17 protein-coding genes, 1 other RNA gene and 1 other annotated feature are annotated in these 19,861 nt (G+C 38.2%); of the genes, 2 read left to right on the forward strand and 16 right to left on the reverse strand.

Translation table 11 applies throughout. The annotated features are described in order from the left end of the window. Window positions 1–64: 64 nt before the first annotated feature. The 12 genes from mltG to cymR all read right to left on the reverse strand — a co-directional run bounded on the left by mltG (window position 65) and on the right by cymR (window position 12,624). The gene (mltG, locus tag DX933_RS12060) at window positions 65–1,183 is read right to left on the reverse strand and encodes an endolytic transglycosylase MltG (RefSeq protein WP_123316677.1); all 1,119 of its coding nucleotides are present in this window, start codon (window positions 1,181–1,183) and stop codon (window positions 65–67) included. Between the two features lie 253 nt (window positions 1,184–1,436). Beyond that, entirely contained in the window at window positions 1,437–1,727 is a 291-nt protein-coding gene (locus tag DX933_RS12065) for a DUF1292 domain-containing protein (protein WP_123316678.1), read from the reverse strand. A 13-nt stretch (window positions 1,728–1,740) separates the two neighbouring features. Next, window positions 1,741–2,154 carry a Holliday junction resolvase RuvX gene (gene ruvX / locus DX933_RS12070; protein WP_123316679.1) on the reverse strand — a complete coding sequence of 138 codons (414 nt, stop codon included), beginning with the start codon at window positions 2,152–2,154 and terminating at the stop codon, window positions 1,741–1,743. Continuing rightward, window positions 2,155–2,421, reverse strand: a complete 267-nt coding sequence (locus tag DX933_RS12075; RefSeq protein ID WP_123316680.1) for an IreB family regulatory phosphoprotein — start codon at window positions 2,419–2,421, stop codon at window positions 2,155–2,157. Between the two features lie 82 nt (window positions 2,422–2,503). Continuing rightward, window positions 2,504–5,146 (reverse strand): alanine--tRNA ligase, encoded by a 2,643-nt coding sequence (gene alaS, locus DX933_RS12080; protein ID WP_123316681.1) that lies wholly within the window; start codon window positions 5,144–5,146, stop codon window positions 2,504–2,506. Between the two features lie 67 nt (window positions 5,147–5,213). Next, window positions 5,214–5,422: a binding site (T-box leader), on the reverse strand. 48 nt (window positions 5,423–5,470) lie between these two features. Then, the gene (locus tag DX933_RS12085) at window positions 5,471–6,544 is read right to left on the reverse strand and encodes an AI-2E family transporter (RefSeq protein ID WP_123316682.1); all 1,074 of its coding nucleotides are present in this window, start codon (window positions 6,542–6,544) and stop codon (window positions 5,471–5,473) included. 42 nt (window positions 6,545–6,586) lie between these two features. After that, window positions 6,587–6,775 (reverse strand): hypothetical protein, encoded by a 189-nt coding sequence (locus DX933_RS12090; RefSeq protein WP_123316683.1) that lies wholly within the window; start codon window positions 6,773–6,775, stop codon window positions 6,587–6,589. A 74-nt stretch (window positions 6,776–6,849) separates the two neighbouring features. Next, complete coding sequence (gene recD2 / locus DX933_RS12095) at window positions 6,850–9,162, reverse strand: SF1B family DNA helicase RecD2 (protein WP_397316465.1); 2,313 nt, start codon at window positions 9,160–9,162, stop codon at window positions 6,850–6,852. 20 nt (window positions 9,163–9,182) lie between these two features. Continuing rightward, window positions 9,183–9,836 (reverse strand): tetratricopeptide repeat protein, encoded by a 654-nt coding sequence (locus DX933_RS12100; protein WP_123316685.1) that lies wholly within the window; start codon window positions 9,834–9,836, stop codon window positions 9,183–9,185. A 67-nt stretch (window positions 9,837–9,903) separates the two neighbouring features. Further along, on the reverse strand, window positions 9,904–11,016 hold the full coding sequence (gene mnmA / locus DX933_RS12105; RefSeq protein ID WP_123316686.1) for a tRNA 2-thiouridine(34) synthase MnmA: 1,113 nt from the start codon (window positions 11,014–11,016) through the stop codon (window positions 9,904–9,906). Window positions 11,017–11,025: 9 nt separating this feature from the next. Then, window positions 11,026–12,174, reverse strand: a complete 1,149-nt coding sequence (locus DX933_RS12110) for a cysteine desulfurase family protein (RefSeq protein WP_123316687.1) — start codon at window positions 12,172–12,174, stop codon at window positions 11,026–11,028. A gap of 30 nt (window positions 12,175–12,204) precedes the next feature. After that, the gene (gene cymR / locus DX933_RS12115; RefSeq protein ID WP_123316688.1) at window positions 12,205–12,624 is read right to left on the reverse strand and encodes a cysteine metabolism transcriptional regulator CymR; all 420 of its coding nucleotides are present in this window, start codon (window positions 12,622–12,624) and stop codon (window positions 12,205–12,207) included. Between the two features lie 276 nt (window positions 12,625–12,900). Here cymR and DX933_RS12120 point away from each other — a divergent pair, with 276 nt between their 5' ends. Both DX933_RS12120 and DX933_RS12125 read left to right on the forward strand, forming a co-directional pair. After that, window positions 12,901–14,178 carry a replication-associated recombination protein A gene (locus DX933_RS12120; RefSeq protein WP_123316689.1) on the forward strand — a complete coding sequence of 426 codons (1,278 nt, stop codon included), beginning with the start codon at window positions 12,901–12,903 and terminating at the stop codon, window positions 14,176–14,178. Between the two features lie 136 nt (window positions 14,179–14,314). Continuing rightward, window positions 14,315–14,968 (forward strand): RsfA family transcriptional regulator, encoded by a 654-nt coding sequence (locus DX933_RS12125; protein ID WP_123316690.1) that lies wholly within the window; start codon window positions 14,315–14,317, stop codon window positions 14,966–14,968. A gap of 37 nt (window positions 14,969–15,005) precedes the next feature. Here DX933_RS12125 and DX933_RS12130 read toward each other — a convergent pair whose 3' ends face one another. The 4 genes from DX933_RS12130 to hisS form a co-directional block, all read right to left on the reverse strand. After that, window positions 15,006–15,929, reverse strand: coding sequence for a fumarylacetoacetate hydrolase family protein (locus tag DX933_RS12130; protein WP_123316691.1), 924 nt, complete (start codon window positions 15,927–15,929; stop codon window positions 15,006–15,008). Window positions 15,930–16,426: 497 nt separating this feature from the next. Then, window positions 16,427–16,609, reverse strand: a non-coding RNA gene (gene ssrS, locus DX933_RS12135) — 6S RNA. 91 nt (window positions 16,610–16,700) lie between these two features. Continuing rightward, complete coding sequence (gene aspS, locus DX933_RS12140) at window positions 16,701–18,482, reverse strand: aspartate--tRNA ligase (protein WP_123316692.1); 1,782 nt, start codon at window positions 18,480–18,482, stop codon at window positions 16,701–16,703. After that, window positions 18,475–19,764 carry a histidine--tRNA ligase gene (gene hisS / locus DX933_RS12145; RefSeq protein WP_123316693.1) on the reverse strand — a complete coding sequence of 430 codons (1,290 nt, stop codon included), beginning with the start codon at window positions 19,762–19,764 and terminating at the stop codon, window positions 18,475–18,477. Before hisS ends, aspS begins: the two co-directional genes overlap by 8 nt. Between the last annotated feature and the right edge of the window lie 97 nt (window positions 19,765–19,861).

Here is a 19,861-nt window from a genome sequence, read left to right on the forward strand (position 1 = left end):
TGTCAATTTTTCGTCCACCATAAAAATGGAAATGTGAACAATTCGTCCACACTTCCCATTTATTCTATTTAATATGCTCTTTCTTTAATTCCAAATGTTCATCATATGTTTCAGCGTAAAATATGTTGCCCTCTTGATCATGCAAGAAATACATATAATCATTGTCTTCTGGATCAACTGTTGCACGTAACGCACTTTCACCAAAATTAGAAATTGGTCCAATTGGTAAGGCATCAATCTTATACGTATTATATGGTGAATCAATTTCCAAATCCTTTAATAATACTTTTTCTTTGTGTCCCCCAAGAGCATACAATACTGTGGGGTCTGTTTGCAAGCGCATACCCTCATCCAAACGATTATAAAAAATACCGGATATTTTATTACGCTGATCTTCATTCGTTGCTTCGTTCTCAACAAGTGACGCAAAGGTAATGGCCTCGTGAACCGTTAAATCCCTTGCTTCAATAAGGTCAATATTATCAAACACGACTGCTTGTGTTTTGTCCAACATCACTTCAATAATAGATTCCAGTGAAGGCTTTTCTTCGTAAAAATCATAGGTAGCTGCAAATAGGTACCCTTCTAATGGTGTTCTTATCCCTTTTTCCAAAATATCATCAGTGAGTATTCCTGGATAGCTCTCCATCAATTGCTTTATAAAATCAGTATCATTCACTTTTTCCAGAAATTCCTTTGCTGTATAATCCAATTCATTCGCATAAATTTCTGCAATTTGATCAACCGTTTTACCTTCAGGAATGGTGACCCGATGGACAGGTTCTTTTATTATTCGACCTTCTTTTAACGAAGCAATGATTTGATTAATTGTCATCGATTTCGTAAAAGTATATTCCCCTGCTTGAAAATCAGATTCATTCTTAAATTTTATGTAAAAACGAAAGATACGCGCGTCCTTAATGATGCCATTTTCCTCCAATAAATTTGCAATGCTTGAAGTAGTGGAACCCATCGGAATTTCTACTTCAATACCATTTTCATTATCAGGATCAACTGGCTCTAAGGAAGACTTCACATATTTATAACCAGAATAAAGTCCAATTAGAAGGATAAGTAGAATGGAAACAATAATGATTGCAACAATTTTTCTAACTGTCCTAGCTTCTTCGCTTCGAGCAACCACATTGTCTCGATACGTACTCGTCTTTTTCTTTTTAGACATGCATCATTCCCCTCTCATCTGGTATATTATACTAAATATAAACAAGAAGTGCCATACCCTGACAAATATTGCATGAAAACTGTCTATATCAGTAACCATTCATAATTTATACCATGATAAAACATTGCTCTTTACAAATTATGTAGAAAGTTTAAACAGTAAAGCTCTTCTTCCTCACACAAAACAATGTTAAACAAGAAAGACTGATGTCAGTTGACATCAGTCCCTATATCAAGTTGCAGCTTGTAGCATCTTACAGCTCCAGGTCCTCTTCATCTGCCAATGTATTTAACATTTCTTCAACGAGTTCCCACTCTTCATCCGTCTCGATTGGGAAGAGAGCCAAATCGTTTTCATCTTTATCTTTTTCCTCATAGCGAAAAGCATAGACCTCTACTTCATCATCATCCTTTTGTTCAACTGGAACAACAGCAATATAAGAGTGTTTGGTTTCATCAACATCAAAGGTGAATAATACTTCAAATAAGTGTTCTTCACCATTTTCATCCGGAATAATAATTCTTTCTTTTTCATCTAGTGCCATACAATCACTCCTATTATTTTTGATCAAGATAGCCCTGTAAAATCATCACAGCTGCCATTTTATCAATTACTTGCTTGCGCTTTTTCCTGCTTACATCTGCTTCTAGTAAAATGCGCTCCGCTGCTACAGTAGTTAGACGTTCATCCCAGAGAGCTACTTCTATCCCATGCACGCTTTTCACATGGTCGGCATATCTTTGGGATGCTTCACCACGTTCACCAATAGTACCGTTCATATTTTTGGGCAGTCCAATAATAGCTTTTCCAATTTCATGTGTTTTTATAATGGTGCGTAGTTGTTTGTCTGCGGAATGGATTTGATTCTCATTCCAATGAATCGTAGTAAGTCCTTGAGCTGTCCAGCCTAATGCATCACTGACCGCAACTCCAATTGTTTTTGAACCAACATCCAATCCAATTAATTTCATTTACTTCCCCTTCTGCTGTTCAATATAATATTTGACTAGTTCTTCGATTACTTCGTCACGCTCCACCTTTCGAATCAGGTTGCGTGCATCATTGTATCTGGGGATGTATGCAGGGTCACCAGACAATAAATACCCAACAATTTGATTGATTGGATTATAGCCTTTTTCCTGAAGCGCTTGATGAACAGTCAATAGTATTTCTTTAATATCCTGGTCAAAGGGCTCGTCGGAAAAATTAAATTTCATTGTTTTATCTATGGAGCTCATCGTGACACCTCATTCCATTTATACTATCTTTTATCATTCTAACATGTTTAACGGATTTATTATATCATTTTGCGGTGAAGTTCTATTCTATTTTATTATCTTTAACATATGTTTGTACATATGTTAATGCTGCATCGACTCCGTTTGGATTCTTTCCGCCTGCCTGTGCCATATCTGGTCGACCGCCACCGCCACCGCCGCAAAGCTTGGCAGCATGCTTAATGAGATTTCCGGCATGCAGACCCTGATTAATTAAGTCCTTTGTCACACCAGCAGCAAGCTGAACCTTTCCATCTGTAACAGCGGCAAGCAAGATAATTCCAGATTCCAGCTTCGCTTTCAAATCATCAACCATATTTCTTAATTGATTCATGTCTTTAACGTTTACTTGCTGTGCAAGCACCTTTACATTTTTAACTTCTATTACTTGTTCTAGAATAGAACCAGCTTCAACGTTTGCTAGTTTTGCACTTAAAGATTCGTTTTCTTTCTGCAATGTGCGAATTTCATGATGCAAATGGTCAATTCGCTCTGGTACTCTGTCTTCTTTTGTTTTTAATATATCAGCAGCAGCTGATAAAACGGAAAGCCGCTGATTGACATATTCATAGGCAAACTTGCTTGTCACAGCCTCAATACGACGAACACCTGCCCCAATACCTGATTCAGATACAATTTTAAATAAACCAATTTCTGCTGAAGTTTGAACATGACACCCTCCACAAAGCTCCATACTATAATCATCTAGTTGAACAACACGGACTGTATCTCCATATTTTTCTCCAAATAGAGCCATTGCACCTTTTTTCTTCGCTTCCTCAATCTGCATAAGGTTGATTTCTACAGGTATTTCCTGCCATATCTTTTCATTTACAATATGCTCAATTTCTGCAAGTTCTTCCTCCTTTACAGGACCAAAATGAGAAAAGTCAAAACGTAACCGTTCTGCCTGAACGAGGGAACCCGCTTGATTCACGTGATTTCCCAAGGTATCCTTTAATGCCTGATGCAATAAGTGTGTTGCAGTATGATTTTTAACAATTTCTGACCGTGATTGACGATGGATCGATGCTTGAACTTTTTCACCTACTTGCAACTGACCTTTTAAAAGCTCTACCTGGTGAATATGCTGTCCTTTTGGAGACTTTTGAACATCTTTAACTCGGGCAGAAGCTGTATTGGATTGAATTGTCCCTGTATCAGCAATTTGACCACCACTTTCCGCATAAAATGGTGTTTTGTCTAATACAATCCATACGGTATCACCAGCTTTTGCAGTCGTAACGAATGCTTTATCCTTGATTATTGTTTTTATTTCCGCGTCGGTGGACATTTGCTCATAGCCAATAAATGCACTTTCAACATCTATTTGACTCAGTACCTCATCCTGGACTTTCATCGAATCTACTTTCTGGCGGGCACTTCTTGCGCGTTCACGTTGCTTTGCCATCTCCTCTTCAAATACTGTCTCATCTACTGTAAAGCCTTCTTCTTCCACAAGCTCTTTTGTCAATTCTACAGGAAAGCCATATGTGTCATATAATTTAAACACATCGGTTCCCGGAACAACGGTTTGATTATTTTCCTTTTCTCGTTTTATTATTTCTGTCAACATTTCCAAGCCTTCATGTAAGGTTTCGTGGAAGCGTTCTTCTTCCATTTTTACAACGCTAACGATAAAATCCTCCTGAGCCAATACTTCTGGGTAATAAGATTTCATGATATCACCAGTTGTATGAACAAGTTGATACATAAAAGGTTGATCAATACCAATTTGTTTTGCGAATCGAACAGCACGCCTTAGCAATCGACGTAAGACGTATCCTCTACCTTCATTGGAAGGAAGTGCACCATCCCCAATCGCAAATGAAATTGTACGAATATGATCTGCAATAACTTTATAAGCTGTATCTGTTTTATTATCTATGCCATATTTTCGGCTTGCTAGTTCTTCAATCTTATGAATAATAGGAAGGAATAAGTCTGTTTCAAAATTCGTTGGTGCATCCTGGATAATGGAAACAACTCGCTCCAATCCCATACCAGTATCAATATTCTTTTTTGGCAACGGGGTATATGTGCCATCTGGGTTATGATTGAATTGTGAAAATACCAGATTCCATATTTCTAAATAGCGTTCATTCTCTCCACCCGGGTACAGCTCTGGATCCTCAGGGTTGGATCCATACTTCTTCCCACGATCATAGAAAATTTCCGTATTCGGTCCACTCGGGCCTTCCCCAATATCCCAGTAATTTTCCTCTAAGCGAATAATTCTTTCTTCTGGAAGTTGAATCATATTTAGCCATAAGTCATATGCTTCATCATCTTCAGGGTGCACGGTAACAGAAAGTAATTCCGGATCAAAAGCCAACCATTTTTCATCGGTAAGAAATTCCCATGCATACTGGATTGCTTCCTTTTTAAAATAGTCACCAATTGAAAAGTTGCCTAGCATTTCAAAAAATGTATGGTGTCTGGCAGTAAAGCCCACATTTTCGATATCATTGGTTCGTATAGATTTTTGTGAGTTAACGATTCGTGGATTATTCGGAATTTCCCGGCCATCAAAATATTTTTTCATTGTTGAAACACCACTATTAATAAATAATAGTGATGGGTCATCTTTCGGCACAATTGGTGCACTAGGTTCTACATCATGTCCTTTTTCTTTAAAGTAATCCAGAAACATTTGACGAACTTGTGCAGACGATAACTTCTTCATTTCTATCCCTCCATTAGATTATCCTTATTTACAATTTAAACATGAAAAAAATCCCATCACTGCATATCGCAGGGACGAGATTGTTCGCGGTACCACCCTTATTATGAGCAATAAATTGCTCATCACTTATACATCATAACGTGATGCATCCGGCGAGGATTAGTCGCACTCCGGTCCAGCTTTCCACAGATCATTTGCCAGGATTTTTTTCAGCCTTATGAAAATCCCTCTCTGATTGCATGTATTCCGTGTACTTTCTACCTTCAACGTATTGTATAAACATTTAGTTGTTTGACGTTATTATAGAAAACAATTCGATAAAAGTCAATGAACATCTATATCCGGATGATGATATATTTGCTCCACAACTACTTTCATAATGGTTAATATCGGTACAGCAACAATCATTCCAATGACACCGCCAAGCTTGCCACCTAATAATAAAACAAAAATAATCGCAACCGGATGAATATCTATACTTTTTCCCACAATATATGGAGCAAGGAAATTACTTTCCAGAAGCTGAATAATAAAGATTGCGATTAACACAATCATAGCAAGTTTTGTTGAGACAGCCAATGTAAGCACTACTGCAGGTACAGCACCAATGATTGGACCAAAATATGGGATAATATTGGTGATGCCTAAGATAATAGCTAATAATAAGGCATAGTTAAGGTGAAGGATATAAAATACAAGATAAGATGCTCCAGTTACAATTAAACTAATCAATAACTGACCCCGAATATAGCTTCCGAGTTTTTCATCAGCTGCATGCAGGGCTAGACTGCATCGTGCAAGATATTTTTTAGGTATGAACCGTTTAAAAAACAGCTTCATTTGTGTAAAATCCTTCAAAAAATAAAATACAAGTACTGGTATGACGGTCAATAGAATAATGATATCGACAATTTTTGTAATCCTACCTATTACACGTACAAGCATGTTTTCCATAGAAGATTCCATCCCCAAAATTAACTGATCCAATTTATCATGGAATGTTTCTGGTAAAAAGGAGGTGGATTCATATAGTTGAAGCAGCATTGCTTCGTACATGGTCGTTAACTGAGGCAGTTGTTCTTCTAATTCCCGGAGTTGGATTACAATCATCGGATAAATACGATAAAGTAAGTAAGCTCCACCACCAAAAAACAATATATAAATGAATAGGATTGCCAACCATTTAGGTATGCGAAAACGATGTATGTAGGCAATGATTGGATATAGTAAATAAGCAATCAATGCTGCAATTACAAATGGTGCGAGCACTTGCCATATTAGTTTTAATACTGCATCATAAAATGGAAATAGCTTTACGAGCAAATAGAAAAATAAAAATATGAAAATACCTGTTAAAATCCAGTACAAAAAATGCGAACGTGGTTCCGGCAGGCGCATTCGATTCTCTCCTTCGTATAGTAATATTAGAAATACGAAGACCTACCAATGAATCTTCCGTTCATCCGCCGTAAATAAATCATCTAAAGAACTTAATGAACCATCCGCTTCTACTTGATGCAGATTCCATTCATTCCCAAGCATGGTTATCTCTATAAAACAATTCCAACAATAATATTGCTGTGTACCTATTTTTCCGATATCCTTGCTGCGACAGTTTGGGCAATGCATATGCACCACATCTCCCTATTTAAAAATAAAGATATGATGATATCCTTGCCAAACCTGCCTATATTTATACATATTCACATAAAATCATATGGTGATATATCTGCTTCTTCATCTGTTTCAACTTGTACAGATCCTAACCTTTCCGATAGTTGCTCTTTGAGATAAGTATATCTTCTATTTGTATCAATTGTCTGAACACCACGTAGAAACGCATCCTGTTCACCGCAAATAATTAAAGACTGTTTTCCTCTCGTGATGCCGGTATATAGAAGGTTCTTTCTTAACATACGATAATACGCAGACACAATTGGCATTAATACAATTGGAAATTCACTTCCCTGTGCTTTATGGATGGAAATACAATATGCATGCATGATGTTTATATAATCTTTTCGTTCATATACTACCTCGCGATCTTCAAATGCGACGACTAGCTGTTCCATTTGTTCCGCATTTTCATTTTCACGAAAAATAGCTACGATTTTACCAATGTCGCCATTATAAACCCCATCTTCCGGTTGATTGACGAGTTGAATAACTTTATCTCCAACGCGAAAAATTGCATCTTGTACGTGGACTTCTCGCTTTTGCCTTGTTTTAGGATTTACCAGCGCCTGCAGGGCCTTATTTATCTCTGTAATACCAGCCCTAGAACGGTACATTGGTGCCAACACCTGAATATCTTTATCATCAATACCTTTGTGCAATGCTTTCGCATATACCTTGGTAATGACGTCTACCACTTGATACTCCTGACAGGCAATAAAGCTAAAATCCTTATCATTATGTAGGGACTCACGTTTCATATCATCATTTTTTATTTGGTGGGCAAGCTGGATAATTTTAGAACCTTCTTGCTGACGGTAAACCTCATGTAAGCTAACATATGGAATTTGGTCATTTCCTAGCATATCTGTTAATACCTGGCCAGGCCCAACAGAAGGTAATTGATCCTCATCCCCTACTAGTAAAACCTGCATATCATCCGGAATGGCCTTAAACAATTGATTTGCGAGCCAAATATCCACCATAGAGAATTCATCCACGATTAAATATGCACCCTTCAATTGCTCAAACTCATTTTTTTCAAATCCATCTTTTCCATCCCAACCTAATAATCGATGGATGGTGAAGGCGGGAAGTCCTGTAGATTCGGTAATCCTTTTAGCCGCTCTACCTGTAGGGGCAGCTAAAACAAATGGATAATCAGCTCGATCTTCATAGTCACTTGGTTCCAATGATTTATGATGTATTTGTGCATAAGCTTTTAATATCCCTTTAATGACAGTTGTTTTACCTGTTCCAGGACCACCCGTTAATACCATGAGCTTCTTTTGAAGCGCATTTTCGATGGCATCAAACTGTTCTTTACCGTAGCTCAATGATTCTTCTTCTTCAATGTCACCGATAATTTGCAGTAATTCCGCGGTTGTCGTCATATCATCGACAGTTTGAGAAAGCAGTCGTTGAACATGTGAAGCAAATCCATCTTCTGCATAGTACAATGATGGTAAATAAACCCGCTCCTCTTGAATAATTATTTTTTTCTCCTTATTCAACTCCGCTAGACGCTGTAGGATGGTTTCTTCTTCCAAAGGTTCCATTGGACGATGCAGTAGTTGTTTTACCTCGCTTACACAGGAATCAAGCGGAACATATACATGTCCATCCTTTACATTTTTTTGCAATATATATATACAACCTGCCCCGATACGATTCGGATGCACCAATGATAAATTTAATATACTGCCAATCTCGTCCGCAGTTTGAAAGCCAAATCCATCTATATCGAAAACAAATTGATATGGATCTTGTTCCAATAGATGAATGGTTTCTTCTTTGTATTCATGATAAATTTTTTGTGCCATTTTTAAGCCAATACCATACTCAGATAGTTGGACTACAACGTGATCAAACCCCTGATTTTCCTGTAAAACTTTCACAACATTTTTGGCTGCATCTTTATTTAAACCCGGTACACGGTTCAAGATACTGGGATCATTTAATATTTTTGAGATTGCTTGCTCACCTAGTGTATCCAGCATACGTTGCGCTGTTTTTTTACCAATTCCATAAAACAAATCACTAGATAAATAGGCAATAAGACCATCCCTTGTTTCCGGCACAAAAGCTTGATAACTCGTAACGTGGTATTGAGTTCCAAATTTCACATGATGCTCAAAATGTCCATAAAACTGGTAGACCTTTCCCTCCTGTAAATTGGAAAAATAGCCTTTTATAACAATTTCCTTGTCACGCATATCTGTATTTGTTTCGAGCACATTGATTTTTGCAATCGAAAAGTGTTCTGCAGCATTGTGAAAAATGAGATGCTGCAATTCACCTTTAATATATAGCTTCTCAACAGTCTCCTCATTTGTTTCCACGATGCTCTCACCCTCACTATTTACAGTGCTTCTTCTACTTTATTTTTTGCATTTGCTGCCAGTACATGGTTGGGCTGTATTTCCAATGCCTGTTTGAAATGGACCAACGCTTCCTCAGGCTTATCATAGAACATTGCAATGACTCCTAAATTATAATGCGCATCGGCATGCTTTTCTTCCAGCTGTAATACCGCATGAAACACCACTTCCGCTTCTTTAATATACTCCGCCTGTGCTAATGCTAAACCGTAATGAAAACGAATTTCAGCATCGTCCGCAGCTAACTCAGCAGCACGCATTAAATATGGTATAGCCAGCTTTGTTTGATTTTGATTCACAACGGATTGACCAAGCATGAAATAAACGTCTGCTTCCTGTAATCCCGCATCTATTGTTTTTTGATATGCTATCTGAGCCTCATTAAATTGCTCTTTTTCGTATAAAACATTACCAAGACCATAGTAAGCTGTCGCCGTCGTACTATCCAATGCAATTGCTTTCTCAAAAAATTGTTGCGCATGATCATTGTCTTCCATATGCATGAGTAAATTACCAAAATTCACATAACCAATCGGATCTTTAGGGTTATCCTCAATCGTTTCATTGAAAAGCTTAGCTGCTTCCTCGAATTTTTGTTTTTGCATATATTGTATTGCCTGTGATGTTTTATCCATGTAAATACCTCCCCACTGGAATAAAGGATCACTTCCATCTCTTAATGGATAGTGATCCCTTCATGTTTTATCCTACATAATCTAGAAAAATGTCACCTTTGACAATTTGATCAATGGTTCCTCCACCTAAACAAACCTCACCATCATAAAACACAACTGCCTGACCTGGAGTGATGGCACGTTCCGGTTGATCAAATTGTACATCAACACGACCATCCTCACGTAGCGTAACAACCACTTTGCTATCTTTCTGCCGATATCGGAATTTAGCAGTGCATTCAAACCGTTGCTCCAAATCTTCTGGATGTATCCAATTAACGTCAGAAGCAACAAGACCAGTAGAGTATAGCTTTTCATTTGAAAATCCTTGTTCAACATACAATATATTTTCTTTTAGGTTTTTGCCGATTACAAACCACGGGTCTCCAGATCCACCTATCCCCAAGCCTTGCCTTTGTCCAATTGTATAATACATCAAGCCATCATGGCTACCTTTGATTTCACCACTTAATGTCTGCATTTTTCCAGGTTGTGCCGGCAAATAATTACTTAAAAATGTTTTAAAATTACGTTCACCAATGAAGCAAATGCCTGTACTATCTTTTTTATCCGCGGTAGCTAAACCATTTGCCTTTGCAATAGCTCTGACCTCTGATTTAGGCATATGCCCAAGTGGAAACATCACTTTTTTTAGTACATCGGCAGATAATTGATTAAGGAAATAGGTTTGATCTTTATTATCATCCACACCGCGAAGCATTTCAACTTTGCCATCACGATTACGAATTTGTGCATAATGTCCAGTTGCTAAGTAATCAGCACCCAAATCTAATGCATGATCTAAAAATGCTTTGAATTTAATCTCTTTATTGCACATAACATCTGGATTTGGTGTTCTTCCAGCTTTATATTCATCAAGGAAGTAGGTAAACACCTTGTCCCAATATTGTTTTTCAAAATTAACCGCATAGTAGGGAATTTCCAACTGATTACAAACCCGAATAACATCCTCATAATCCTCTGTTGCTGTACACACACCAAATTCATCTGTGTCATCCCAATTTTTCATAAATATACCTATTACTTCATAACCCTGCTGTTTCAGCAGTAGAGCTGCGACTGACGAGTCTACTCCACCACTCATTCCTATTACAACGCGTGTATTCTTATTTTGATTCATGTTTGTCACCTATCTTTTACGTGTTAAACGCCGCATAATATTTCCTATCCGTTCGGCAGCTTCTTTCATTTCATCCATCGTATTATACAATCCCAGACTAAAACGTATCGAGTTTTTGGCCCGCTCATTTTCAGAACCATACATAGCAGTAAGGACATGTGATGGTTCCACTGACCCTGCAGTACAAGCACTTCCACTCGATGCAGCAATTCCAGAAAGATCAATATTCATTAACAGCGCTTCAACCTGTGTCCCTGGAAAGCTAATGTTAATAATGGTAGGCAATGCTAGATTTCTATCACCATTAATATGAAACATAATCTGTTCATCCGTTAAACAATCGATAAAATGCTTCATCAATTTTGTATAATGTTTTTGTTTATCTTCTTTTTGTTTCATGGCTAGTTCAATTGCTTTACTAAAACCAACGATACCAGCAACATTTTCAGTACCAGCACGCTTCTTTCGTTCTTGTTCCCCGCCATGCTGTAATGGTTCCACTCGTAAATTCTGATTTACAAAAAGAAATCCGACTCCTTTTGGACCATTAATTTTATGAGAGGAAACGGTTAATAAATCAATCCCTTGTTGCTTGACATTTATGTTGATTAATCCATACGCTTGTACTGCGTCTGTATGGAAATAAGCCTGATGATTCCGTAGTAAATCACCAATTTCATCAATCGGCTGCTTAACCCCTGTTTCATTATTCACATACATAACTGTAACTAAAATTGTTTCCGGTCTAAGGGCTGCCCTTACATCATCTACTGAGATTTGCCCATTTTCATAAACTGGTAGATACGTTACTTCAAAGCCATTTCGCTCCAAATATGCAGTTGCATGTAATGCTGCATGATGCTCCTGCTTTGTCGTGATTATATGATTTCCACTTTCTTTATTTGCAAGTGCTGTTCCGATAATTGCCAAATTATCCGCTTCTGTTCCACCGCTAGTGAAAATGATTTCTTTTACATCTGCGTGGATACTTGCTGCTGCAGTTGTCCGGGCTTGATCCAACAACTGTCTTGCCCGTCTCCCCACCGCGTGTACGCTTGAAGGATTTCCATAATCCTCTTGGAAAACCGGAATCATTGCCCCAACAGCTTCCTGGTGCATCGGCGTAGTAGCAGCATGGTCCATATATATTTGTTTCATGATTAACCTTTCCTTCCTAACTCTAATTGCTTAAATATAGAACATATATGCGTCATTGGAGGAGTCTCCCTCCGTGGTAATTAAATCCTCCAAAGTAGTATGATCAAGAACACCCTTCACTGCATCACGAATTCGTAACCATAATGCTTGCTTTGCTGGTTCCTCATCCTCTATTCCTTCCACTACCGTAATCGGCCCTTCCAATGCACGAATGATTTCACCAGCATTGATTTCCTTTGGTTCCCTAGGCAGTACATACCCACCATACGCACCACGGATACTTTTAATCAAACCTGCATTTCGAAGTGGCGATGCCAATTGTTCCAAGTAATGCTCTGACAATTGATTGTTCTTCGCTATTTTTTTTAATGGCGTAGGTCCTTGCCCATAATTTTTTGCTAATGCGATCATAATGGTTAAGCCATACTGTCCTTTTGTGGAAATCTTCATTCGTTATACTCCCCTATTTTATCCATTTAAGAAATATATTTAATCTTCCTATTATCGTTCCATTTTTATCACGTTCCATTATAGCATGAATGCATTCCTTCATGCACAGATACAATCCGACTATCATCAGAATTTCCTTTTTGAAACCTTATCAATGTCTATACGCACGTCTCATTCTATAACCAGAACAAATGATCGTTATTGTTCAAAAAATAAATCTACATATGGTATACTTAATCAATTAATCATTATATTTTATGTAAAGGATGAATAGATTTGAAACAGCAACCTCTTGCTTATCGCATGCGGCCAAATCACATTTCTGAAATCGTAGGACAAGATCATCTTGTCGGAGAAGGAAAAATCTTAAATCGAATGGTACAAGCGGAGCGACTAGCATCGATGATCTTATTTGGACCACCAGGAACTGGAAAAACCTCTATGGCAATGGCCTTAGCAAAAAGCTTAAAGCTTCGGGCCAAGCTATTGAATGCTGTAACGGACAAGAAGAAAGATATGGAAATTGTTGTGGAAGAAGCAAAAATGACGGGACATATTGTTATGATTTTAGATGAGGTACATCGTCTCGATAGAGGGAAGCAAGATTTTCTATTACCTTATCTGGAAAGTAACTTAATAACCTTGATTGGCTGTACAACAAGTAATCCGTATCATTCCATTAATCCAGCAATTCGCAGCAGATGTCATTTATTTGAATTATATTCACTCACCCCTGATCAAATAATGACAGCCCTAAAGCGTGCTGCAATAGATCCCGATAAAGGTCTAGGGGAATATACGATACAAGTAGATCAGGATGCTTTCGAGCATTTTGCTAATAGTGCAAATGGTGATATGCGTTCTGCCTTAAACGGGCTAGAACTTGCTGTTTTTTCTACACCTAAAAATGAACAAGGCACCATCATTATAAATCTTGAAACCGCTGAAGAATGTATGCAAAAAAAGAGTTTTTCTCACGATAAAAGCGGTGATGCGCATTATGATGTCCTTTCAGCATTCCAGAAGTCCATCAGAGGATCTGATGTAGATGCGGCACTCCACTATTTAGGTAGATTAATTGAGGCGGGAGATTTGGACAGTATCGCGAGAAGAATGATTGTCACAGCTTATGAAGATATTGGGGTTGCCAATCCCCAAGCTGGGCCGCGTGCCATTGCAGCAGTACAAGCCGCTGAACGGGTTGGTTTTCCTGAAGCACGGATTCCATTATCAGTTGCAATTGTCGAGCTTTGTCTATCACCAAAATCAAACTCAGCATATCAAGCCCTTGATGCAGCCCTTACAGACATACGTGCTGGAAAAGCAGGTGAAATCCCTGCTCATCTAAAAGACTCACATTATCAGGGAGCTAAACAACTAGGAAGAGGTATCGACTATAAATACCCTCATCAATATGATAATGGCTGGGTGAGTCAACAGTATTTGCCTGACACTATTAAAAACAAGCGGTATTATTATCCTAAACAAACCGGAAAGTTTGAACAAGCAATGAAACAAGTACATGATCGAATTTTACAGGATAAAACGAAATAACATAGGTATAATTCTTTTTCCAAGCGGTAAAACTAGAAAATGATAGATGGGAAGAAATGCAATTCAGATAGATTTCACAACTGATCATGCAATGAAAACCATTTTCAAAGGAACCGTAGGATAAGGAGTGAACTGTATGGTAAAGGTTAGACAAGATGCGTGGTCGCATGAGGATGATTTATTGCTTGCTGAAACCGTACTGCGACATATTCGCGAAGGTAGTACACAATTAAATGCGTTTGAAGAGGTTGGCGACCAACTTAATCGTACTTCTGCAGCATGTGGTTTTCGATGGAATGCAGAAATTAGAAATAAATATAATGATGCTATTGACCTGGCAAAACGCCAAAGAAAAGAAAAAAAACGTGCAATGCAAGGTAATAAACCTAAAAAACAACAACCTGCATTGACCATCCCAAACGAAAGAACAGCTACTATTCCAGCACAACCATTTCAACCCGAATCACCACTTACGATTGATACTGTCATCCAATTTCTTTCTAGCATGAAACATCAATTTTATGCTTCAGATCAATCTGAGCAAGCGCTAAATCGTGTGCAGCATGAGAATAGAGACCTTAGGGAGAAAATCGCCAGCTTAGAGAATAAACTAAGTAAGACAGAAGAACAATTAAATACTGTTCAAGAAGACTATCAAGTATTTCTGCAAATTATGGATCGGGCCAGAAAAATGACTGTCCTAGATGATCAAGGGTCCCTGAAGGCTCCAACTTTTCGTATGGATAAAAACGGTAATTTAGAACAAATGATTCAAGGAATGAATGGATAACAAACATATTAGTCTTCTCAATGAAATAGACGGCAGCCTAATCACTGCCGTCTATTATTTTGTTTTCCATCCAGCCGATTTTTTCTATTTCCAGTCTAACAACATCACCAGGCTGCAAAAATATTTGTGGCTCCATTCCAAACCCTACCCCATCAGGCGTTCCTGTCATAATTAAATCTCCGGGTTCAAGCGTAATTAAATCAGATATAAATTCAATTAAATAAGGGATATCAAATAGGAAATGCTTTGTATTGGATGACTGTCTTTCTTCCCCATTCACATAAGATTTAATTGCTAGATTTGTCGGATTCATAATTTCATCCGAGGTTACAATCCAAGGTCCAATTGGCGTACTATTGTCCAAGGTTTTACCTTGCAACCATTGTGGTGTTCTCTTTTGTAAATCTCGAGCGGAAGTATCGTTGCCAATTGTATATCCGGCCACATAGGATAATGCATCCTGTTGTTTCACTTTACTTGCCTTTTTACCAATAACTACAGTTAATTCAACCTCATAATCTAACTTATTCGTTTTTGGTGATTTCACAATCGGTTGATGGGGACCGATTAATGAATTACTGTATTTTGCAAATAAAACAGGGATAGTCGGAATATCACTTTTCATTTCCAGTGCATGTGCACGGTAATTTCTTCCCACACAAATAATCTTTCTTGGATTTGGAATTGGTGTCGTTAATGTCGAATGATGTGCCTCTATCGTTTGCAAACGAGCCCCATTGACTTTCAACAGATCGTATATCTTTTTTACAGCTTCAATGGCAGGTAATCCAGCATAATAAAATTCATCGGGACTTAATGGGAAGGAGTAATCATCCCCTTCTTTTTGTAATAAAGGGTCATTTTGCACATCATGCTGAATCTCTTGAAGGCTTGTTATTCGATTATTTTCAAGAATGCCAATTTGCAATTGAGATTGATTTTGAAATGTAACTAGCTTCATGATTCTCCACCTCCATATAAATTGTTAGTTGAACCAATCAGGCCTTTACTGGCTGTTGCCCCCCACTTATCCATGCTTGTTATTAACAAAAATTCTCGATGTGGGAGCTTACAGCCAGTTAAACTGTGATAAAGTGAAACTTCAATCAGTGGGGTTTTTTTGCACTTCACCCACTGATTGTTAGTTGAACCAATCAGGCCTTTACTGGCTGTTGCCCCCCCACTTATCCATGCTTGATATTAACAAAAATTCTCGATGTGGGAATCTTACAGCCAGTTAATCTGTGATAAAGTGAAACTTCAATCCGTGGGGATTTCCGCACTTCCCCCACGGATTGTTAGTTGAACCAATCAGGCCTTTACTGGCTGTTGCTCCCCACTTATCCATGCTTGTTATTAACAAAAATTCTCGATGTGGGAGCTTACAGCCAGTTAATCTGTGATAAAAATAACCCGGCTTTCACATATTGCGAATACCGGGTCTTTTGTTCATTTATGTATAATCCCAATAGTGCCGTCCAATATAACTTTTGATCCCGCTCCAGGCAGGTGGGTGCCCTGTTCAATGCCTTCTGTGCTTCCCCTATTACAGGGCATGCACGCAACATTAAAACTTTTCAGGCTCCCAAATCAATAGTGTTCGGTCAAAATGTTTGGATTGGACGCACACATCAGGATTTCTATTTCGTAACTTCATTTCTAAAAATATTTTATCATACACATTTGGATTTTACAATCTTTCCATGCACATTGTACATGATTTGATACAAAACTACTGGATAGATTTATCTTTTTTTGTTGCTAATTGAATGGACAATTCATCAAGCTGTTTCGTATCAACAGTACTTGGTGCTTCTGTCATTAGATCTGTAGCGGAAGCCGTCTTAGGGAATAAAATAGTATCTCTTAAATTATTTCTTCCCGCCAGCAGCATGACAATACGATCCAATCCAAGTGCAATCCCACCATGTGGCGGTGCACCATATTCTAATGCATCTAATAAGAAGCCGAATTGTTCTCTTGCCTGTTCTTTAGTAAAACCAAGTACTTGAAACATTTGATCCTGCAATTCTTTTTTATGAATTCGTAAGGAGCCGCCACCAAGTTCATAACCATTTAGAACCAAGTCATATGCATTAGCACGTACATTTGCGGGATCCTGTAATAATTGATCCGTATCTTCCTCAAATGGCATTGTAAATGGATGATGCGCTGCAAAATATCGCTCTTCTTCCTCGTTATATTCCAATAGCGGCCAATCTGTAACCCAGAGGAAATTGAATTCACTCGTATCAATTAGTTCAAGTTCCTTACCTAGCTTTAACCGTAATGCACCTAAGCTATCATAAATGACAGAAGTTTTGTCCGCCGCAAACAAAAGTAAATCTCCATTCTCTACATTTGCTTCATCCATAAGCCCTTGTTTCTCGTCTTCTGATAGAAATTTGGCAATGGGACCTTTTAATTCGGATTCTTCATATTTAAGCCATGCTAACCCTTTGGCTCCATATACTTTTACAAATTCAGTTAATTTGTCTAAATCTTTTCTAGAATAATTTGCAGCTTGTCCTTTTACATTTAACAAGCACACCTTGCCACCTTCTTCAATTGCACCTTTGAACACTTTAAATTCAGCGTCTTTTAAAATGCTTGTTACATGAATTAACTCCAAATCAAAACGGGTATCTGGTTTATCCGAACCGTAGCGAGACATCGCTTCATCATATTTCATTCTAGGGAAAGGACGTGGTAGCTCAATCGATTTTACTTCCTTCATCACATGGTACATCATGCGCTCAGCCATTTCCATAATTTCTTCACTGGACATGAAAGATGTTTCAATATCAATTTGGGTAAACTCAGGCTGTCTGTCTGCTCTTAAGTCTTCATCTCGAAAGCAGCGTGCAATTTGATAATATTTTTCAAACCCAGCCATCATAATTAATTGTTTAAATAGCTGAGGCGATTGTGGCAAAGCATAAAATTCCCCTGGATGCACTCGACTTGGTACTAAGTAATCCCTTGCACCTTCCGGGGTACTCTTTGTCAATATTGGCGTCTCCATCTCCAAATAACCATCCGCATTTAAAAAGTTACGAACAGCTTGCGTAATTTGATGACGTAAACGGAATGTTTCCTGTAATGGCGTGCGACGTAAATCCATATAGCGATATTTCAGACGTAAATCCTCTGACACATCTGTTTCATCTTGTAATGGAAACGGAGGATTTTTGGCCTTGTTTAAAATCACTACATTTGATGCAAGTACTTCAATCGTTCCAGTTTTCATTGCTTTGTTTATGGTACCTGCTTCACGATTCACTACCTTGCCCTTCACTTCAATCACATATTCACTACGGATAGTTTCAGCTATTGCAAGTGCTTCTGCGGAATGGTCGGGATTAAAAACCACTTGAACAATACCTGATCTATCACGTAGATCGATAAAGATCAGACCACCCAAATCACGACGCTTCTGTACCCATCCCTTTAATAACACCTCTTGATCAATATGAGATTCCTGGATTGTACCCGATAGTATTCGTTCACTCATCTGCCTTACCCCCTTGAAGTTTCTCCTGCATGGTTTCTGCTATTTCATCCCAGTTGATTGCTTCCTGCTCGCCGGTTTCCATTGTGCGAACAAGAACGGTTCCCTGCTCTATTTCATCTTCACCAAGTATCAATACATATTTTGCTTGTAACCGATCCGCATTTTTAAATTGACCTTTCATTTTTTTACCTTGATAATCTTTATCAATTTGAATACCTTTACTTCGAAGTTCCCGCACAAGAGAAAATGCTTTTTGCTCTGCTTGTTCTCCCATGGCAACCATATAACAATCCAATTGCTTATCCGTGCTTAGTTGTATTTTTTCCGCATCCAAAGCCATCATTAACCGCTCTAGACCCATTCCAAATCCAATTCCTGGTGTGTTTGGGCCACCTAGCTCCTCAATGAGGCCATTATAACGCCCACCACCTGCCAACGTTGTAATCGCACCAAAACCGTCTGATTCACTCATAATTTCAAAAGCTGTGTGGTTATAATAATCTAATCCACGTACCAAATTGGGATCAACAACATATGGAATATCTATTACATTCAAGTAATGCTTCACTTGTTCAAAATATTGTTTGGAAGCATCGTTCAAATAGTCTAGAATCGATGGCGCAGCAGCCATTGCAGGATGGGTCCGATCTGTTTTACAATCCAGTATCCGGAGTGGATTTTGCGTTAACCTTTGCTGACAATCCTTACATAATTCATTTGCCACCGGAGTAAAATGTGCAACCAATGCATCACGGTAATTTTGACGACTTTCCTGATCACCTAACGAGTTTATTACTAACTTCAAAGATTTTAAGCCTAATTCTTGATAGGTAGTCATTGCTAAATCAATTACTTCTGCATCCACCGCTGGATCTTCGCTACCAAGCACTTCCACACCAAATTGATTCAACTGTCTCATCCGTCCAGCCTGCGGACGTTCATAACGAAACATTTGCATAAAATAGTATAGCTTTTTAGGTTGATTTGGATCACCATATAATTTATTTTGAACAAAAGCACGTGCCACTGCAGCAGTACCTTCCGGCCGTAATGTTAGACTTCTTCCTCCACGGTCTTCAAAGGTGTACATTTCTTTTTGGACGATATCCGTTGAATCACCAACACTTCTTTGAAATAGTTCCGTGTGCTCAAATAATGGTGTTCGAATTTCCTCATAATGGTATCTTCTACAAATATCCTTTATTTTCTGTTCTGCAAACTGCCATTTTGCTGATTCAGCTGGCAATAAATCTGCCGTACCTCTCGGAGCATTAATCTTCATTCCCATTCCCTCCTGCTTCTATATAAATCATTTAGGTAATGATTTTTACATTTCCTAATTGCTGTTGGGTTATGCGTACCGTTCGAATCAATAGCAA

It is taken from the genome of Ornithinibacillus gellani, from assembly GCF_003730295.1.
GTDB classification, from domain to species: Bacteria; Bacillota; Bacilli; order Bacillales; family Amphibacillaceae; genus Ornithinibacillus_A; species Ornithinibacillus_A gellani.